Origin of the sequence: Parabacteroides sp. AF14-59 (assembly GCF_003479515.1) — a bacterium.
GTDB classification, from domain to species: Bacteria; Bacteroidota; Bacteroidia; order Bacteroidales; family Tannerellaceae; genus Parabacteroides; species Parabacteroides faecis.
Genome location: NZ_QUHH01000003.1, coordinates 189556 through 207613, shown reverse-complemented (window position 1 = coordinate 207613; position 18058 = coordinate 189556). Strand labels below are relative to the sequence as shown.

At 44.0% G+C, this 18058-nt stretch carries 16 protein-coding genes, 3 tRNA genes, 1 rRNA gene and 1 other RNA gene (1 of these 21 cut by a window edge); 8 read left to right on the top strand and 13 right to left on the bottom strand.

The annotated features are described in order from the left end of the window. The 6 genes from DWW23_RS04955 to DWW23_RS04925 form a co-directional block, all read right to left on the bottom strand. Window positions 1-40: transfer RNA gene (locus DWW23_RS04955), tRNA-OTHER, on the bottom strand; it reaches 62 nt to the left of the window's first position. A gap of 15 nt (window positions 41-55) precedes the next feature. Continuing rightward, window positions 56-129, bottom strand: a tRNA-Ala gene (locus tag DWW23_RS04950). A 55-nt stretch (window positions 130-184) separates the two neighbouring features. Next, window positions 185-258 (bottom strand) — tRNA-Ile (locus DWW23_RS04945). A gap of 175 nt (window positions 259-433) precedes the next feature. Continuing rightward, window positions 434-1960, bottom strand: a 16S ribosomal RNA gene (locus DWW23_RS04940). Window positions 1961-2449: 489 nt separating this feature from the next. Continuing rightward, window positions 2450-3310 carry an RNA polymerase sigma factor RpoD/SigA gene (locus tag DWW23_RS04935; RefSeq protein WP_005641668.1) on the bottom strand — a complete coding sequence of 287 codons (861 nt, stop codon included), beginning with the start codon at window positions 3308-3310 and terminating at the stop codon, window positions 2450-2452. Window positions 3311-3453: 143 nt separating this feature from the next. Beyond that, a complete protein-coding gene (locus tag DWW23_RS04925; protein WP_122352166.1) occupies window positions 3454-5031 on the bottom strand; it encodes a Do family serine endopeptidase in 1578 nt (525 codons plus the stop codon). Between the two features lie 495 nt (window positions 5032-5526). Here DWW23_RS04925 and rnpB point away from each other — a divergent pair. The 3 genes from rnpB (at window position 5527) to DWW23_RS04910 (ending at window position 8682) form a co-directional block, all read left to right on the top strand. Continuing rightward, window positions 5527-5883, top strand: an RNA gene (gene rnpB, locus DWW23_RS04920) — RNase P RNA component class A. Window positions 5884-5927: 44 nt separating this feature from the next. Beyond that, complete coding sequence (locus DWW23_RS04915) at window positions 5928-7304, top strand: YihY/virulence factor BrkB family protein (protein WP_122352165.1); 1377 nt, start codon at window positions 5928-5930, stop codon at window positions 7302-7304. A gap of 10 nt (window positions 7305-7314) precedes the next feature. After that, window positions 7315-8682 (top strand): MATE family efflux transporter, encoded by a 1368-nt coding sequence (locus tag DWW23_RS04910; protein WP_122352164.1) that lies wholly within the window; start codon window positions 7315-7317, stop codon window positions 8680-8682. A 65-nt stretch (window positions 8683-8747) separates the two neighbouring features. Here the strand turns inward: DWW23_RS04910 and DWW23_RS04905 are convergent, their stop codons facing one another. Beyond that, complete coding sequence (locus DWW23_RS04905) at window positions 8748-9350, bottom strand: riboflavin synthase (protein ID WP_122352163.1); 603 nt, start codon at window positions 9348-9350, stop codon at window positions 8748-8750. An 87-nt stretch (window positions 9351-9437) separates the two neighbouring features. Here DWW23_RS04905 and DWW23_RS04900 point away from each other — a divergent pair, with 87 nt between their 5' ends. Genes DWW23_RS04900 through DWW23_RS04885 form a run of 4 tightly spaced genes read left to right on the top strand, consistent with a single transcriptional unit; the run spans window position 9438 to window position 11237 of the window. Then, a complete protein-coding gene (locus tag DWW23_RS04900; protein WP_122352162.1) occupies window positions 9438-9779 on the top strand; it encodes a TM2 domain-containing protein in 342 nt (113 codons plus the stop codon). Between the two features lie 10 nt (window positions 9780-9789). Then, the gene (locus DWW23_RS04895) at window positions 9790-10161 is read left to right on the top strand and encodes a DUF2752 domain-containing protein (RefSeq protein WP_122352161.1); all 372 of its coding nucleotides are present in this window, start codon (window positions 9790-9792) and stop codon (window positions 10159-10161) included. A 51-nt stretch (window positions 10162-10212) separates the two neighbouring features. Continuing rightward, window positions 10213-10545 carry an NINE protein gene (locus tag DWW23_RS04890; protein ID WP_122352160.1) on the top strand — a complete coding sequence of 111 codons (333 nt, stop codon included), beginning with the start codon at window positions 10213-10215 and terminating at the stop codon, window positions 10543-10545. Window positions 10546-10598: 53 nt separating this feature from the next. Then, window positions 10599-11237 carry a hypothetical protein gene (locus tag DWW23_RS04885; protein ID WP_122352159.1) on the top strand — a complete coding sequence of 213 codons (639 nt, stop codon included), beginning with the start codon at window positions 10599-10601 and terminating at the stop codon, window positions 11235-11237. Between the two features lie 69 nt (window positions 11238-11306). On the opposite strand, the gene DWW23_RS04880 is transcribed toward DWW23_RS04885, so the two are convergent. Then, window positions 11307-12953 (bottom strand): diphosphate--fructose-6-phosphate 1-phosphotransferase, encoded by a 1647-nt coding sequence (locus tag DWW23_RS04880; RefSeq protein ID WP_122352158.1) that lies wholly within the window; start codon window positions 12951-12953, stop codon window positions 11307-11309. 97 nt (window positions 12954-13050) lie between these two features. Then, window positions 13051-13701, bottom strand: coding sequence for a DUF1349 domain-containing protein (locus DWW23_RS04875; RefSeq protein WP_122352357.1), 651 nt, complete (start codon window positions 13699-13701; stop codon window positions 13051-13053). A gap of 89 nt (window positions 13702-13790) precedes the next feature. Between DWW23_RS04875 and DWW23_RS04870 the strand changes: the two genes are divergently transcribed. Next, window positions 13791-14543 (top strand): response regulator transcription factor, encoded by a 753-nt coding sequence (locus DWW23_RS04870; protein WP_122352157.1) that lies wholly within the window; start codon window positions 13791-13793, stop codon window positions 14541-14543. A 20-nt stretch (window positions 14544-14563) separates the two neighbouring features. On the opposite strand, the gene DWW23_RS04865 is transcribed toward DWW23_RS04870, so the two are convergent. The 4 genes from DWW23_RS04865 to DWW23_RS04850 all read right to left on the bottom strand — a co-directional run bounded on the left by DWW23_RS04865 (window position 14564) and on the right by DWW23_RS04850 (window position 18015). After that, a complete protein-coding gene (locus DWW23_RS04865; RefSeq protein ID WP_122352156.1) occupies window positions 14564-15796 on the bottom strand; it encodes a phosphatase PAP2 family protein in 1233 nt (410 codons plus the stop codon). Window positions 15797-15860: 64 nt separating this feature from the next. Further along, window positions 15861-16931: a HAMP domain-containing sensor histidine kinase gene (locus tag DWW23_RS04860; protein WP_199664119.1), complete on the bottom strand. Its 1071-nt coding sequence runs from the start codon at window positions 16929-16931 to the stop codon at window positions 15861-15863. Then, window positions 16928-17602: a response regulator transcription factor gene (locus DWW23_RS04855; RefSeq protein ID WP_122352154.1), complete on the bottom strand. Its 675-nt coding sequence runs from the start codon at window positions 17600-17602 to the stop codon at window positions 16928-16930. Before DWW23_RS04855 ends, DWW23_RS04860 begins: the two co-directional genes overlap by 4 nt. Continuing rightward, window positions 17599-18015 (bottom strand): EamA family transporter, encoded by a 417-nt coding sequence (locus DWW23_RS04850; RefSeq protein ID WP_075556725.1) that lies wholly within the window; start codon window positions 18013-18015, stop codon window positions 17599-17601. The genes DWW23_RS04855 and DWW23_RS04850 overlap by 4 nt, the downstream gene beginning before the upstream one ends. Window positions 18016-18058: the final 43 nt, after the last annotated feature.

Below are 18058 nucleotides of genomic sequence, written 5' to 3'. Positions count from 1 at the left end.
TATAATTGAAAGTTGAAAATTAATTCAAGAATAATTTCTCTGTTTCAATCTTGAGTGGAGAATAACGGATTCGAACCGTTGACCCTCTGCGTGCAAGGCAGATGCTCTAGCCAGCTGAGCTAATCCCCCGTTTTAGAGATTCTGTTAACTGTCAACTTTCACTTGTCAACTGTCAACTCTTTCGTAGTCCCAGGCAGAGTTGAACTGCCGACCTCTACATTATCAGTGTAGCGCTCTAACCAACTGAGCTATAGGACTGTCAACTTTGCCTTGGTTTCCCTCAGCATCATTTTTCTCTCTTACCGACGTTTTATTGTCGGTAGATCTATATTTTATACATATTCAACCGTAGTACAAGTCAATCAATACCTGACTTGTTATAATTTTCAATTGTCAATTTTCCATTTTCAATTGATCGGACTCTTCGCTCCAGAAAGGAGGTGTTCCAGCCGCACCTTCCGGTACGGCTACCTTGTTACGACTTAGCCCCAGTCATCGGTTTTACCCTAGGCCGATCCTTGCGGTTACGGACTTTAGGTACCCCCAACTCCCATGGCTTGACGGGCGGTGTGTACAAGGCCCGGGAACGTATTCACCGCGCCATGGCTGATGCGCGATTACTAGCGAATCCAGCTTCACGAAGTCGGGTTGCAGACTTCGATCCGAACTGAGACATGGTTTAGAGATTAGCATCCTGTCGCCAGGTAGCTGCCCTTTGTCCATGCCATTGTAACACGTGTGTCGCCCCGGATGTAAGGGCCGTGCTGATTTGACGTCATCCCCACCTTCCTCACAGCTTACGCTGGCAGTCTCTTTAGAGTCCTCAGCATGACCTGTTAGTAACTAAAGATAAGGGTTGCGCTCGTTATGGCACTTAAGCCGACACCTCACGGCACGAGCTGACGACAACCATGCAGCACCTCGTAAATTGCTATTGCTAGAAAGAGTGTTTCCACTCCGGTCAACTTACGTTCAAACCCGGGTAAGGTTCCTCGCGTATCATCGAATTAAACCACATGTTCCTCCGCTTGTGCGGGCCCCCGTCAATTCCTTTGAGTTTCACCGTTGCCGGCGTACTCCCCAGGTGGATTACTTAACGCTTTCGCTGTGCCGCTTACTGTCTATCGCAAACAGCTAGTAATCATCGTTTACTGCGTGGACTACCAGGGTATCTAATCCTGTTTGATCCCCACGCTTTCGTGCTTCAGTGTCAGTTATGGTTTAGTAAGCTGCCTTCGCAATTGGAGTTCTGCGTGATATCTATGCATTTCACCGCTACACCACGCATTCCGCCTACCTCAAACATACTCAAGTCTTCCAGTTTCAACGGCAATTTTATGGTTGAGCCACAAACTTTCACCGCTGACTTAAAAAACCACCTACGCACCCTTTAAACCCAATAAATCCGGATAACGCTCGGATCCTCCGTATTACCGCGGCTGCTGGCACGGAGTTAGCCGATCCTTATTCATAGGGTACATACAAAACAGGACACGTCCTGCACTTTATTCCCCTATAAAAGAAGTTTACGAACCATAGATCCTTCATCCTTCACGCGACTTGGCTGGTTCAGGCTCTCGCCCATTGACCAATATTCCTCACTGCTGCCTCCCGTAGGAGTCTGGTCCGTGTCTCAGTACCAGTGTGGGGGACCTTCCTCTCAGAACCCCTATCCATCGTAGACTTGGTGAGCCGTTACCTCACCAACTATCTAATGGAACGCATGCCCATCTATCAGCGATAAATCTTTAACAAATATCCCCATGCGGGACCCCTGTTTTATGCGGTATTAGTCCGACTTTCGCCGGGTTATTCCCCTCTGATAGGTAGGTTGCATACGCGTTACTCACCCGTGCGCCGGTCGCCGACAGAGTATTGCTACCCCTCGCTGCCCCTCGACTTGCATGTGTTAAGCCTGTCGCTAGCGTTCATCCTGAGCCAGGATCAAACTCTTCGTTGTATAAATTGTTTTGTCTTGCTCAGAATCCGTTGTTTATTTCAAGTTTTTGACGGTATTAATTTTTAATACTTGTACTACTTGTTGATATGTAAATCTTTCAAAGAACTCTTTCTGTTACACTCGCCAGATTTTTAGCGAACGTGGATGCAAAGATAAAGACTTTTATTCTACACTTCCAAATGTTTTGGAAAGTTTTTCTAAAAGTTTTTTTCATCATGTTTTGCTCTGCCATTCTCTCTCGAATGCGGATGCAAAAGTAGTGCTATAAAACATACGCTCCAAACTTTTTAGAAACTATTTTTTAGATAATAACGTTATCATCACACTATAATTCTGAAGGACTGACTATTAGATATCAAAAAAAAATATTCATAAACTTCACGCTTATTCGAGATAACAATTATTCCCTATATATTATGTACAAAAAAACAAAAGCCCCGTATCCTTCTGGATATGGAGCTTTGTTTACCTCTTTGGTTTTACCCGAGGTCAACCTAAATACGATTTGAGGAGCTTGCTACGTGTTCCTTGTCTTAATCTTCTGATTGCTTTTTCCTTGATCTGGCGGACGCGCTCTCTAGTGAGGCCAAATTTGTCGCCAATCTCTTCCAATGTCATTTCTTGACAGCCAATACCGAAAAACATTTTGATTATTTCACATTCTCTTTCGGTTAGTGTAGCAAGTGCTCGGTCAATTTCTTTTGCCAATGACTCGTTCATCAACGATCGGTCAGCGATAGGAGCGTCGTCGTTCACAAGCACGTCCAAAAGACTGTTGTCTTCGCCTTCAACAAACGGTGCATCCACAGAGATATGCCTTCCGGACACCTTTAGAGTATCTGAAATTTTATCTACAGGAATATCCAGTTCGTCTGCCAATTCTTCGGGAGAAGGTCTACGTTCATTTTCCTGTTCAAATTTAGAGAAGGCTTTACTGATCTTATTCAGCGAACCTACCTGATTCAACGGAAGACGAACAATTCTCGACTGTTCTGCCAAAGCCTGCAAAATAGACTGACGAATCCACCATACAGCATACGAAATGAACTTAAACCCTCTGGTTTCATCAAATTTCTCAGCCGCTTTAATCAACCCCAGGTTACCTTCGTTAATAAGGTCAGGTAAACTTAATCCCTGGTTTTGATATTGCTTAGCTACAGAAACGACGAAACGCAGGTTAGCTCTGGTTAATTTCTCCAATGCTCTCCGGTCGCCTCTTTTAATTGCCTGTGCCAATTCTACTTCCTCTTCCACTGTAATAAGATCTTCACGGCCTATTTCCTGAAGATACTTATCAAGCGAAGCACTTTCGCGATTGGTAATGGACTTTGTGATCTTTAACTGTCTCATCCAATGTTTTTAATTGAGAAATATCAGGGTGCAAAGATAATATTATTTTTATTGACAAAATTGGTCGAGTGCACCCTACACCCGACCAATTATAAACCTTTAACAATCTTCCCGCCAAATAAGACGAATATAACTTTATTTTATTATTCGGCTAGATCAATAGCATATACTTTTGTACGTCCGTTCGGATAGAAACCTTTCACTACGATGTAACGATCGTCTGCATTTCCTTTCAAGACCTTATCTACCAACTTTTCCAGTTGTTCGGGTGTAGAGATCTTCTGGTCATTGACAATCATGATAACAAAGCCTTTCTGGATTCCGGCATCTTTCAATTTACCTTTCAACAATCCTGTTACTTCAATACCATAACTTACACCAAGTTCACGTTTTTGTTTATCCGTCAACGCTTTAAAAGCGGCTCCAAGAACATCTGCACTGTTATCACCTGCGCTCTTCACTACAGATGTACTACCTTGTGCATTACGAAGTTCTACATTAAATGTCTTACTGCTACCATTACGGTCTACAGTGATCTGAACTTTATCACCCGGGCGATATTTGCTGATCTGTTCCTGCAATGCATTAGCATTTTTAATCTTAGCTCCATTAACAGCAATGATCACGTCACCCTTCTCGATTCCGGCTTCCTTAGCAGAACTTCTTTCAGCAAAATCTGAAACACAAGCTCCTTCAGAAACTTTAATCTTCGATTTCAATTCGGTCAGTTCTTCTTTCAATTTACTATCCAGATTCGGATAACTCAGCTGATCGGCAATATCACCCACACTCATCATCAATACACCGAGGATTGCACGCTGAACAGTTCCATACTGTTTCAAATCGCTAGCCACTTTACCAGCAATACTGATAGGCACTGCAAATGAATATCCGGCAAAGTTTCCTGTTTCAGAATAGATAGCTGTATTGATACCAACCAGTTCACCTTTCGTATTCACCAAAGCACCACCACTGTTACCAGGGTTTACTGCTGCATCTGTCTGGATGAACGATTCGATTTTACTTCTATCGCCTCCCATAGAGATACCGCGTCCTTTTGCACTAACGATACCGGCAGTTACAGTCGATGTCAGATTGAAAGGGTTACCTACAGCCAGAACCCACTCTCCTACTTTCAGTTTCTCAGAATCTCCGAACGGAATAGTCGGAAGATCTTTTGCATCTACTTTAATCAATGCAATATCTGTTGTAGGATCGGTTCCGATCAACTTCGCTGAGAATTTACGGTTATCATTCAACGTTACTTCCAATTCATCAGCACCATCAATCACATGGTTATTAGTGATTATATATCCATCAGTAGAAATAATGACTCCTGAACCAGCTCCTACACGAGGTTGCGGCTGAGGACGCTGGAAACCTCCACGGCCCCCGAATCCAAAGAAGTACTCAAAAGGATCCATATACTGCTGCTGGCCTCCGCCATCTGCAGATTGTTTAGCATTCGTTGTTGCCTTGATATGTACAACTCCGTGCACAGTACTCTCCGCAGCAGTAGTAAAATCGGTATTCTCTGCAGCAACTGCATTCATACCCGTCAACCGATAAGGCTGATTAAAAGTATTCGCCGCAGTCGAGTTCGAGGCATTATATACTGATTGATTTTTATTCATCAAATAAGCACTCGTCCCAACTGCCGCACCCGTACTGATCGCAGCTACGAGAACAAAACCAAGCACATTTTTCCACATCTTTCTCATACTCTTTTTATTTTATCAAACATTTAAATTTAACACTTTTCTTTCGACAAAGAAAACTCAAAAAACGTGCGATTATTCCATTTAGCCTTGATTTTTTATCACTTTTAACGGCGAATTATCCGGGGTTAACTGCGCTTAACAGTACTGTGCATTGCAAAGTACCTTTTTAACAATCATTCCCCTGCCAAATGGTCATGCTTTCAGTAATATAACAGTAAGAACGGCAGAAAGTTCAACTAAGTTGACAGTTGACAAGTGACAGTTGACAGATTAAAGAAAGAGTTTCCTTTACTTATCAAGTAACCTTTGATCCACTTATTAAGTAACTCTTCGCCAACTCGATAAGCAGACATCTCTACTACTTACTAAGTAAACCAGCCCTTATTCGGTAAGTAACCCAAAGACAAACAGATAAACACCCTGCCCTTATCTTTACCCAAAATTGTCAACCGTCAACCGTCAACTGTCAACTAAAATACCTATCTTTGTCGCATTGCAGCCTGCCGGTCTGTCGCTCATCTTCGGATGTGAGGAAAGTCCGGGCAACACAGAGCACCATACTTCTTAACGGGAAGCAGTCCGCAAGGGCTGAGTAATGTAACAGAGAATAACCGCCGGATCCGTCCGGTAAGGGTGAAAAGGTGAGGTAAGAGCTCACCGGATCCTGTAGCAATACAGGATGCCGTACATCTTATGGGTTGTAAGGTCATGTATACCGGCGTATGTAGGATTGCTCGTCCGATGCCGGGGGGTAGACCGCTAAAGCTTGCCGGTGACGGTAAGACAAGATAAATGGCAGACACTCCGACTCCGGTTGGAGCACAGGACCCGGCTTACAGGCAGGCTGCATTTTTTTATTCATCCGGCAAACACCTTTTGCCCTTACAAATCACAGCATGAAGAAGAAGACGGATAAAAAGACTGGTGATAAAAAACCTCTGATAGAACGGATCAACGCCTTGCTGACAAGAACCATTCGTTTTGTAACTTACGACATCTGGAGAATTACAGAGAATGAAGTAAGCGGCCTGAAAGAGCTTTATATCAACACGATCAAGACAATCATACTTGCTGTACGCGGATTCAACAGTGAGAATTTGCAAACCAAAGCATCAGCCCTTACCTACAGCACATTTCTAGCCATTGTTCCTTTATTAGCTGTATTAGTAGGTATTGCCAAGGGGTTCGGATTTCAGGCAACCGTCCGGAAAGAGTTGCTCTATTACTTTCCCGGACACGAAAACGAACTCAACAAGGCTTTCCAGTATGTAGAGAATTACCTGGCACAGGCACAAGGCGGTGTTATTATCGGAATCGGTCTTGTCTTGCTGTTTTATACGGTCATCAACCTGATCTCTTCCATTGAAGATACCTTTAACGATATCTGGCAAATAAAAAAGTCACGACCCTGGTATAGAAAAATATCCGACTACCTGGCTTTGTTCCTTATATTACCGGTACTGATGACAGCTTCCAGCGGACTTTCCATCTTTGCTTCTACCTTGCAAAATTCATTCCTGAGCAATTACCTGTTTTTCACCCCACTGGTTGAACTTGCTCTGAATGTAGTACCTTATATTATTACGATCATGGCTTTTACCGGTTTATACCTGTCTCTTCCCAACACAAAAGTCAGGTTCATCAACGGATTGATCGCAGGTATAATCGCAGGTTGTGCTTTCCAGTTCTTCCAGTTCATTTACATTACCGGACAAATCTGGGTAAGTAAGTACAATGCCATTTACGGTAGTTTCGCCGCCTTACCTTTATTATTACTATGGTTACAATTATCTTGGTTGATATGTCTTTTCGGGGCCGAACTGTCGTATGCCTCACAGAATGTAAAAAAGTTCAGCTTTGAACGCGACAGTAAAAACATCAGCCGCAGATATAAGGACTTCCTGACTTTGCTTATCTCTTCCCTGATCATAAAACGATTCGTTAACGGGGAAAAACCATATACGGCCGACGAATTGTCGGATGCCTACCGCATCCCTATCCGTCTTACTACAGATATTCTTTATTTGCTTACCGAACTAGGTATCATTATAGAAGTAAATTACGGAGATGATGAACGAGTCGTTTATTATCAACCCGCTATCGACATAAATAAAATAACAGTCGGTTACCTGTTCACCAAAATGGATGAATACGGTTCCGAAAATTTCAAGATAGATACTTCCAAACTTTTTACCAAAGAATGGCATGCATTACTAAAAACCCGGGAAGATATGATCAAAGCGAACGACAACATCCTTCTCAAAGATCTCTAAACAATTGAAAATGGAGGATGAAGAGCTGACAGTTCCGCCCAGGAACAAAAATGACCTGACACATGGTCCCGTGTGGAAAGTGATCGTACGTTTCGCTTTGCCGCTTCTTATCGGGAACTTGTTACAGCAACTCTATAATATCACAGACAGTATCATTGTCGGACAGTTTCTGGGAAAAGAGGCTTTAGCCGCCGTTTCTGCATCCTTCTTTATTTACTACTTTATCATTTCACTTGTCATCGGTGTCGGAAGCGGTACATCAGTGGTCGTTTCACAATTCTTCGGAGCTAAACAATATGACAAAGTACAGCGGGCATTTTCCTCCTTCTTTATATTTATGCTGGTGGCAGGCATTGCACTTTCAATTGCCGGGATCATATTTGCAGAACCGATCTTCCGTCTGACAAATACGCCGGAGGAAGTTATACCTGGTGCCGTTGCTTATTTCAGGATTTATATCGGAGGAACTTTCCTGTTCGTTACATTCAACAGTATCATCTCCATATTGAGAGGCGTAGGTGAATCCGTCCGTCCTATGATCTTCATTTTCATTACGACAGTATTGAATATCGTACTGGATTTACTTTTCATCGTAGGGTTCGACTGGGGAATTGAAGGTGCGGCACGTGCAACTGTCATAGCACAGGGAATCGGCATGTGTGTCGCATTGGGATATGTAAACAATACGCATCCCCTACTCTCCATCAAAAAGCAGGATCTACTGTTTGATATGACACTCTTCAAAGAAGGACTGAAAATCGGACTACCCACCAGCGTCCAGCAATGCGCAATCGCATTGGGCCTGATCGCACTTCTCGGGATAGTGAACAGTTTCGGCACCGATACACTGACAGCTTATGGCGCTGCCGGAAAAATAGATACCATAATAACACAGGCCGTCCTGACCCTGTCGGGAGCTTTAGCTGCCTTTTGCGGACAAAATATCGGAGCCGGACATTTCGACCGTGTCCGCAAAGGGCTCCGGTTTACCATGCTGGTCAACGTTATATTCAGCGTAATCACCTTTACCGCCGTTTACTTTTTCGGAGAAGAGATGATGCGTGCATTTACCAGCGATCCGGCCGTAATCGCTATCGGGAAAGAATATTTATTGATTATCGGAGGTTTCTTTATCGTCCACGGTGCCCTGAACATATACAACGGAGCCCTTCGTGGTGCTGGCGATACCATTTTCACGATGGTCACCAGCCTGCTTTGCCTGTGGTTGATCCGCATACCATTGGCTTACCAGCTAAGTGCCTGGTACGGACGACAAGGTATCTGGTGGGCAATTGGCATCAGTATTGCTATCGGATTGCTCATTACCTATATATATTACAAGATGGATATCTGGAAGAAAAGATGTGTCGTGAAATAACGATCGAACGTGCCGGGTCGAAGCCCGGTCGTTCGGTCGTTGTTTGGCTTATGAGAGGAAAACTTTCATTTGAACTGCATCATCTTACTGATGTATTTGCCTACGATATCAAATTCCAGATTGACAACCGTTCCCTCTTCGATCCGGCAAAAGTTCGTATTATCGTGCGTATAAGGAATAATAGCCACTTCAAAGCTATTTTGCTGCGAGTTGCAAACAGTCAGACTGACGCCGTTCACACAAACGGAACCTTTTTCCACCGTCATATAGCCCTGCTGCGCCATTGCCTTATCGAACGTATATTCAAACGTATAATACCAACTACCATCCGCTTCGCGTACATTCTTACAAACGGCAGTCTGATCCACATGCCCCTGCACGATATGGCCGTCGAGGCGACCGTTCATCATCATGCTTCGTTCAAGATTTACCAGATCACCCACTTTCAATAATCCCAGATTGGAACGGTCCAATGTTTCCTGAATGGCTGTCACCGTATACGTATCGTCGGTCAGGTTTACCACCGTCAGGCAAACGCCGTTATGTGCCACACTCTGATCAATTTTCAGCTCATTTACAAATGAACATTTCATTGTGATATGCAGGTTTCCCTGATCTGCGTTCAACGCAACCACCTGAGCAGCTTCTTCTACAATTCCTGAGAACATAGTATTGTGTTGTTTAAATTAATATTATCAGGTTCAAAGATACGAAAAAACACTATATTTGTCGTTAGTAAATCAATCTATAAAATTATGGACGCACAAAAAGTGGATATGTTCCTCATGACAAACAGCAGCAAATTGCCTGCCAGTCAGATGCCTTTTATCAGAGATCGTTTGTTAGCCTTAGATGAATCCAAGCTGATTTATTTACAAACCTGCGATTTCAAAGACCCGACAACGATACTGATCATCTCTATTTTTCTGGGATCACTGGGAATAGACCGTTTCCTGATCGGCGACGTCGGACTCGGTGTCGGCAAACTTGTTACCCTGGGTGGTTGCGGAATATGGATGATTATCGACTGGTTTCTGATCATGGACGCAACTAAAAAGAAAAACCTGGAACAGTTACAAAACATACTAATGCTCTAATTCCATTCTCGTGGAAATAAGAAATAAATATGTATATCCCGTCCTGGTCATCATGGCGGGATATATATTATTGTCATTCCCATGTATCTTTCACACAATTACCGGATATCCCTGTCCGGCATGCGGTACACGACGCGCCTTAACCAGCTTACTGAAAGGAGACATCTACACATCAGTCCTGATCAATCCGTATGGTTTACTGTTCACTTTACTGGCTATTTTCTATATAACCGGATTAGCTTCCGACTTCATACGGAAAAACCGTCAGTTCCGGGACTGGTTAAACAGATCGGAACATCATCTTACCAATAAATACGTTCTCCTACCGATCGTCTTACTAACGATCCTGAATTGGATATGGAATATCCATAAAGGGCTGTAGAAGACAAGAGAAATGACTATCTTTGCAAAACATTAATTAATCGACTAATATATGGAAGCTGAAAAAGTAGACCAGTTTCTTCTGGCCAATGAACATAAATTCCCTGAATATGAGATTCCGATCAATCGCCTGCTTAATCTCACTCCGGAACAAGAATTCCTTCTCACGACAACTCCTTTCAAAAGTCCGGGCAAGATACTTCTCGCCTCTATTTTCCTGGGAACAATCGGCTTAGACCGTTTTCTGCTCGGCGATATCGGAAAAGGGATCGGCAAACTTCTCACCGGCGGCGGACTGGGACTTTGGTGGATCGTCGACTGGTTCCTGATCACCGGTGCAACCAAACGACATAATATGAATATATTGATGAAAATAGTATCATAAGTCAACTATATTTTGTACATTGTCTCCGTATTAATATTAATAAAACAACTATTATGAAAACAACACAAAATCAGATTGATCAGCTTTCTAAATCAATGATGGATCATCCGATATGCGGCAGAGCGATGCTAATGTATACTCTGTTGACCGGATATTCACTTTTCGACTCCATCCAGATAAAAAAGGATTGTACAAAGACTGATATAACATATAAAGATGCAGAATTCATTGCTGATAAATTCGAAGAGGTAACCGGGATAAATATTGCTCCTACAAATCTTTTGTTCGATAAAAACCAGTTAGCCGACGATTTGCTTGACGACTATCAGGAATACCAGTTTTTGCTAAATAGCTACGATGAGAATACACGCTCCATGGTAATTTCATTTTATCATCATTTATTTTATAATCGCAGAGTGCCTCATGATACCGTTCAGATTTTACTAAATGCTTTGTCTGCATTTATACAGTATGCCTGCGGAAGTATCAATAAAAAGAATTTAAAAAAACAGATTATTGACATTGACCTTCAGAAGATGAAAATTGTCCCGGTAGACTCCATGTATGTACGTCACAATTTCATCTATATAGAAAAAGACTTCAATGATATTTGTCTCAAGAAGGCAAACAGAATACTGAAACAAGCAGGTGAAGAACCGCTGAGCAAATACTCAATTGATGTCAGCATATAGTCGTTACCTAAAAAAATAGAGGTAAAGCCTACGCCTTACCTCTATTATATAGACTATATTTCTAACTAATTATTTAGCCTGTTCCAACTGCAACGTCTTAGTCGGTTCGTCGCAAACTTCCGTCGGACCGAAGTACTGGATCGGACCCGGATAAACGTAGCTGGTAGTCAACGCCCATTCGTCGCGGTTGGCAGCGAATTTCTTGAAAGGAGCACCGTCCAGTTTCACCAAAGCTTTCTGGATAACCGGTTTCATTTCGCCATGACGTTTTTCCATGTTCATCATCATTGTTACAGGAATACCACCTGCGATCCACTTTTCAGCAGGAGCAGTCGTATTACGAACAGATGACATATAACCAGTCTTACCGGCAGCGATCAGGCAAGAAGCAGTGTAACCTAAAGAATAGCAGTAGTCAGCATCGTAGTTAGACGGAGCAGCGCAACGGCCTTCGTAACCAAAGAAGTGGTGCAAAGCAGAGAACTTACCGTTATATTTACCGGCTTTCTTCCATTCGTCCAATTTCTTACCTACCATTTCAGACAACAACTTTTCTGTTTCGATCAGAGAAACCTGAACGTTTCCGTGCGGGTCGCGATCCAAAGACAGCTGACGTGCAACGCCTTCCGGCAGAGAAGCATATAGGTCAGAGTTTTCTTTTGTCAGTTTGCTGATGATATAAGCACGCTGTTCGCTCTTCTTGATCATCTTGAATTCTGCATCGTGTTTAGCCAGGAAGTCGTTCAATTCGGCGATCAAACGTTTCATTGCCGGAACGAATTCGATCAGACCTTCAGGGATCAATACAGTACCGAAGTTGTTACCAGCTTCTGCACGTTTTGCTACGATTTCAGCAACATAAGTTACGATATCGTCCAAAGACATATTCTTAGCTTCTACTTCTTCTGAAACGATAGCCACATTCGGCTGAGTCTGCAAAGCACATTCCAGTGCGATGTGAGAAGCTGAACGTCCCATCAATTTGATGAAGTGCCAGTATTTCTGAGCTGAGTTACAGTCACGTTGGATGTTACCGATCACTTCTGAATATACTTTACAAGCAGTATCGAAACCGAAAGAAGTTTCAATTTGTTCGTTCTTCAAGTCACCGTCGATCGTCTTCGGGCAACCGATAACCTGTACACCAGCGTTGATAGCTTTGTAATATTCAGCCAATACGCAAGCATTTGTATTTGAGTCGTCACCACCGATAATAACCAGAGCAGAGATACCCAGTTCTTTCAGGATTTCAAGACCTTTGTCGAACTGTTCTTTTGTTTCCAGTTTAGTACGACCTGAACCGATCATATCGAAACCACCTGTATTACGATATTCATCGATAATATCAGCAGTCAGTTCCATATATTTGTGATCGATCAGACCACCGGGACCCAGGATAAAGCCATACAGACGAGAGTCTTTGTTTGTAGCTTTTACACCGTCGAAGATACCGGCAATCACGTTATGACCACCAGGAGCCTGACCACCTGACAGGATCACACCTACATTGATAGCAGGCATATTTTTCTTTTCGCTGCTCTTTTCGAAAGTAACGATCGGCATCCCGTACGTGTTAGGGAACAGTTCTTTGATTTCTTCCTGATCGGCAACTGATTGTGTATACTCACCGTCAACGGCTTTTACAGCACCTTTCAATGCAGCGGGTACCTTAGGCTGGTAAGCTGCTCTTGCAATTTGTAATGCGCTCTTTGTCATTTCTTAATCTGATTTATATAGAAATTATCTGATTTACTCCTAAAAGCGGTGCAAATATAGAATTTTTTCTTTAATCGTGAAAGAGGTACACAGAGGTTTATTCCGCATTTTTCTTCAGCCACTCCAATCTGCGCAGATCAGGCAAATGCTTTACCTGGAAATGTTCGAACTTTACATTAAAACCGTTCCCATCAGGACAAGCACCCATAAAGCCGACCTTTACCGGCGTATTATCCTGCAACCAGGCATTTCGCATCATGGTGTAGGTCTTGTCATCGAAAGAGTAGAATATTTCGACGGCATCCAACCGTCTGACTGCCTTGATCCAGATATAAGGGACAGGTTTATCCAGCGTTATCACACTCCAGTCGCTGGTCTTATGGGTAACGACCGTGCTCAGATTGAATTTACCGTCTACAAATTCGATACCGGCCTTGATATAATTCTCATGGTCTATACGCAGCATCAGTCCCGCCTGGTCGAAACGCTCCGTATAATCGCCCGTGATCTTCACTTTGGCTTCAAACTCGCCGCCATAAGTCGCATAATAGAAAGGCGCATCATCGACGGTAAATCCATAATGAGAGATACGCCAGTAATCGCTTTGCGGGGTGACGAACATAGACAATGTCTTGTCCTTGATCTCCCATTGTGCTGGTTCGTTGAACCACTGCATCTTTTCGAGTGTCTGTGCCGATGTTGTTTCCATTGCCAGTAAGGCGAATACGCCTAAGATTATTTTCTTCATTATTTTCATACATTTTATTTACCTTTGCAAAGGTAGACGCTTACCGATAAACATGCAATACTGATTAATAACCATTCTACCCGTCAGATATGGATATCGTAAACAAACTGAACGACGAATTACTGAAACAGACATTCACAGAAGAGCAACAGTTGTCGAACCGGCTCAATGAATGTAAACTGATCGCATCCACATATGCACAGATTGAAAATTCGATCGCAGTACTAAGTGATATGAAAACGAACACGAGCCATATCTACTACGGAGGAATGGCGGAAAAGCTGGGGCTGACCGAACGAGGCTCCAACAAAACGATCCACTCGATCTGGGAAGAAGAGATATTCAGCCGTATCCATCCCGACGACCTGCTGGAAAAACATCTGCAGGAACTCCGGTTCCTGGACTTTCTGAAAAGTATTCCGGAAAAGGAACGTGCCGACTATCATATTGTCAGTCATATCCGGATGCGTGATAATACCGACAAATATATCCATGTACTACACAGAATGTTCTACATCGCCAGCCAATCCAACGGCAGCATCCGGTTGTCTTTATGTCTTTACAACCTGACAGCCGATCCATCTTTAGACAGTGCCATTATCAACTCCGCCGACGGACAAATCCTTGAACTGCAGAAACAGACTTATAACGATATTTTATCTGTAAGAGAAAGAGAGATTCTACAGCTAATAGAACAGGGCATGATGAGCAAAGAGATTGCTTCCACCCTCTCGATCAGCATAAATACGGTAAACAGGCATCGGCAGAATATCCTGGAAAAGCTGCACGTAAGCAATTCCATCGAGGCATGCCGGATAGCCAAAGGGCTGAAACTGATCTGATGGCACCGATCTCTCCCTGATTAAAACGTTACCGAAATAGAACTCCCCACCGTAAGGATCTGTGTACACTTCTTATCGGACGGGGCAGCCACCGGCGTCAAATTGTAATCCAGAAAGAACTTTACCCCCAGATTCTGTTTAGCCAGAAACGTCATCGAACCGCCCGTTTCCATACTCATACCGCCCCTATTACCGATTGTCACGGTCGACAGGTCACACGCGGAATAGTGACCGTATCCGGCCAGCAACTTACTACCGACCAACAGACGGGAAGCCAACGGATAAGAGAAGTATGCTCCGGCATATCCCGCTATCCAATCCAACGACTCGTCTTCGGCTACCTCATTCAAGATCACAGACATATTCGCTGCCGTGAACTTTCCGCCGAACCCGACATACGGGTTGATGAACCAAGCACCCTCGACACCCGCACTGCTACCGGAAGAAAAACTCATCCGGGAATGACCATTTAAGCGATACTCGCCGGGAATAACACTAAGCCCCAGATGAAGCCCCAGAAATGAAGGAACATGGAAACGATCGAATGTCTCAGAAGAAGCGGAACGGTTCAGCCCTTTCTCTTTGAAGATCAGGTCAGCAAAGAAATATCCCAACTCCGTCGACAAGATACCGAAACCGGCCCCTGCCAGGATATCACTCAGCCAATGCTTGTTGTTTGCCATCCGCGTAAGCCCGGTCGCAGTGGCTACCGAATAAGCCCCGATACTATACCACGGACTTTTGAAACCATATTCTTTGCTCATCATTGTCGCCGTCATAAATGCCGTTGCCGTATGGCCGGACGGAAAAGAATGATCGTTGGAACCATCAGGACGCATCACTTTGGTATGAACTTTCAACTGCCCCACCACCGTCGACATGATCACAGCGGAAAAAGCATCCGAAACCAGCATCCGTCCCCACGAACTTCGACTTTCCACGCCTCCCGCTTTCATTCCCAGCATCACGGCAGCCGGAAGATATTGGGTATAATCATCGTAACGGCGGCTGAACGCAGGCAGGTAAGCATTCCTCAACTGCCGGAAATGATCGTCTTCACTTTTCACGATCAACCCTCCGACAACAAGCGGGACACCGATATAAGTCATCTGATAAGCCCGCGAAGAAGTCACCTTGTTTATAGTCCGCTGAAAGCCACTCTCACGGGGAAAGATCTTTACAGTATCGACCTGTGCATGCACACCCCAAGAGACAGATAATAAGAATAAAAAGAATAGTTTGCTACGCATCATTGAATATAACTATGAATGACGGCAGCAAAACTAGAAAGCAATTTTGTAGACAATTTGAATTTGGTCAGCCTACTTCCTTCTTGTCGAAAGATACGGTAAACCGATGCAAACCTTCCTTATATATATAATGTATATGCCAACCATGATATTCACATATAGCCTTTGCGATAGCCAACCCCAAACCGTTCCCCTGCACCTTCTCCGAAGGACGGTAAAAACGGCTGAACAACAACTGCTCGTCCAAACCCGCCTCCGCCGACGTATTCGCGATGGTCAGCCGACGATCCGTTACGGAAATAAAGATTTCCCCGCCTTTCACATTATGACGCACAGCATTTATAATCAGGTTATTTATCAGGCTTTCCAATAACGTCCGGTTGGCCTCTACCTGAACCGGAAGAGCTCCGAGATCCGTATGCACCGTTATCCCTTCCGTCAGCTTTTCCAGTAAAGGCAACATTTCTTTCAAAGTCCGCGCCACATCCATCTCTTCCATCTGTTTATACTGATCGTTCTCGATACGGGCAAGCAGCAACAGGTTTTTATTCAGGCGGGACAGGCGGCGCGTCACTTCATACAGGCTCTGGACGATCTCCGCCTGTTCTTCCGTCATATCGGACTGCTGCAACAACAGATCCAGTTTGCTTTGAAACACAGCTAAAGGGGTTTGCAGTTCGTGCGAAGCATTCTCCGTAAACTCCTTCTGCAAACGGTAGCTCTCCAGGTTCTTTTTCATCAGCTGGGTAAGGGCGGCATTCAGCCGGGTAAACTCCTGTGTGTCATTCGGCATAAACCGGGGAATACTTCCTCCTTCGAGAGAGAATCTCTCTATACGCCGGAGCGTATCGTCGAAAGGTATCCACAGGCGCTTGGAAATAAGCCTCATCATCAGGACAAGGGCAATACTCAACACACCGGTGATCAACACAAACTGCAGAACCACTCCGACCAGCAGATCCCTCTCCAGATCCATTGCCGGCAACGGATTTCCCGCCTCTACCGCCTCTATTATATCTATCAGATCCTCGGCATAAAAATACTTCGTCAGATAATAGAACAAAGGAGTAGCAAGCAACAACAACACAGCTGCACAGACGATAAACTGCGTCAGGCTTTTATGTAACAAACTTTTCATTCGATCCATTTATATCCGGTTCCATACACGTTCTTGATACAATCGTCCGCACCGGCTTCCGCCAGCTTGGCCTTCAGGTTCTTGATATGGGCATATACAAAATCCTGGTTATCCAGCATATCGGCCATATCACCGCTCAGGTGTTCGGCAAGGGCACTTTTAGAGATCACCTTGTTACGATTTCCGATAAAGAAAAGCAACAACTCATATTCTGTCCTGGTCAGAACCACTATCCGGTCCTTTACATGGACTTCTTTGCTTAACAGGTCGACACTGATATCGTTGCTACACAACGTATTGCTGCTTGAAAACTGCCTGCGGCGGATAATAGCATAAATACGCATACTCAGTTCAGGCAGATGGAAAGGCTTGGCAAGATAATCATCAGCCCCGATCTTCAAACCGTTCACCTTATCATCCAGAGAGTCTTTCGCTGAAACGATGATCACTCCCGCCGGATTGTTCTGCCGTTTTATCTCCCGCAGGATATCCAAACCGTTGCCTCCGGGCAGCATCAGGTCCAGCAGGATACAGTCGTAATCGTATAAATTGACTTTCTCCATCGCCTCCCCGAAAGTAAAAGCCTGCTCACACAAATAGTTCTCGGAATTGAGGAAGGCGGCAATGCTGCCGGACAATTCCCGTTCGTCTTCAATGATCAACAGTTTCATTTCACAATCATTAAAATGCTTCCACCGGTTATCAGCAGTCCGCCGATAATCACTCTCAAACTTACAGGTTCCTTCAGAAAGAGGAAAGAAAGACAGATCGTGAGAACAACGCTCAGCTTATCGATCGGAGCCACACGTGAAACATCCCCTTCCTGTATCGCCTTGAAATAAAACAACCAGGACAGTCCCGTCGCTATCCCCGACAGAATAAGAAAAGTCCATGTATGCCGGTTGATCTCTTTTATCTCACCGACATGATTACCGAAGAATACGATCCCCCACGTGATCAACAAAATAACCAACGTCCGGATAGCCGTTGCCAGGTCTGAATTAATACCTTTGACACCCACTTTCGCAAATATAGCCGTTAAGGCAGCAAAGAGAGCCGATAGAAGCGCATAATATTTCCACATAATACATACTGATTAGGATATGACAAATTTACATATTTCCTGA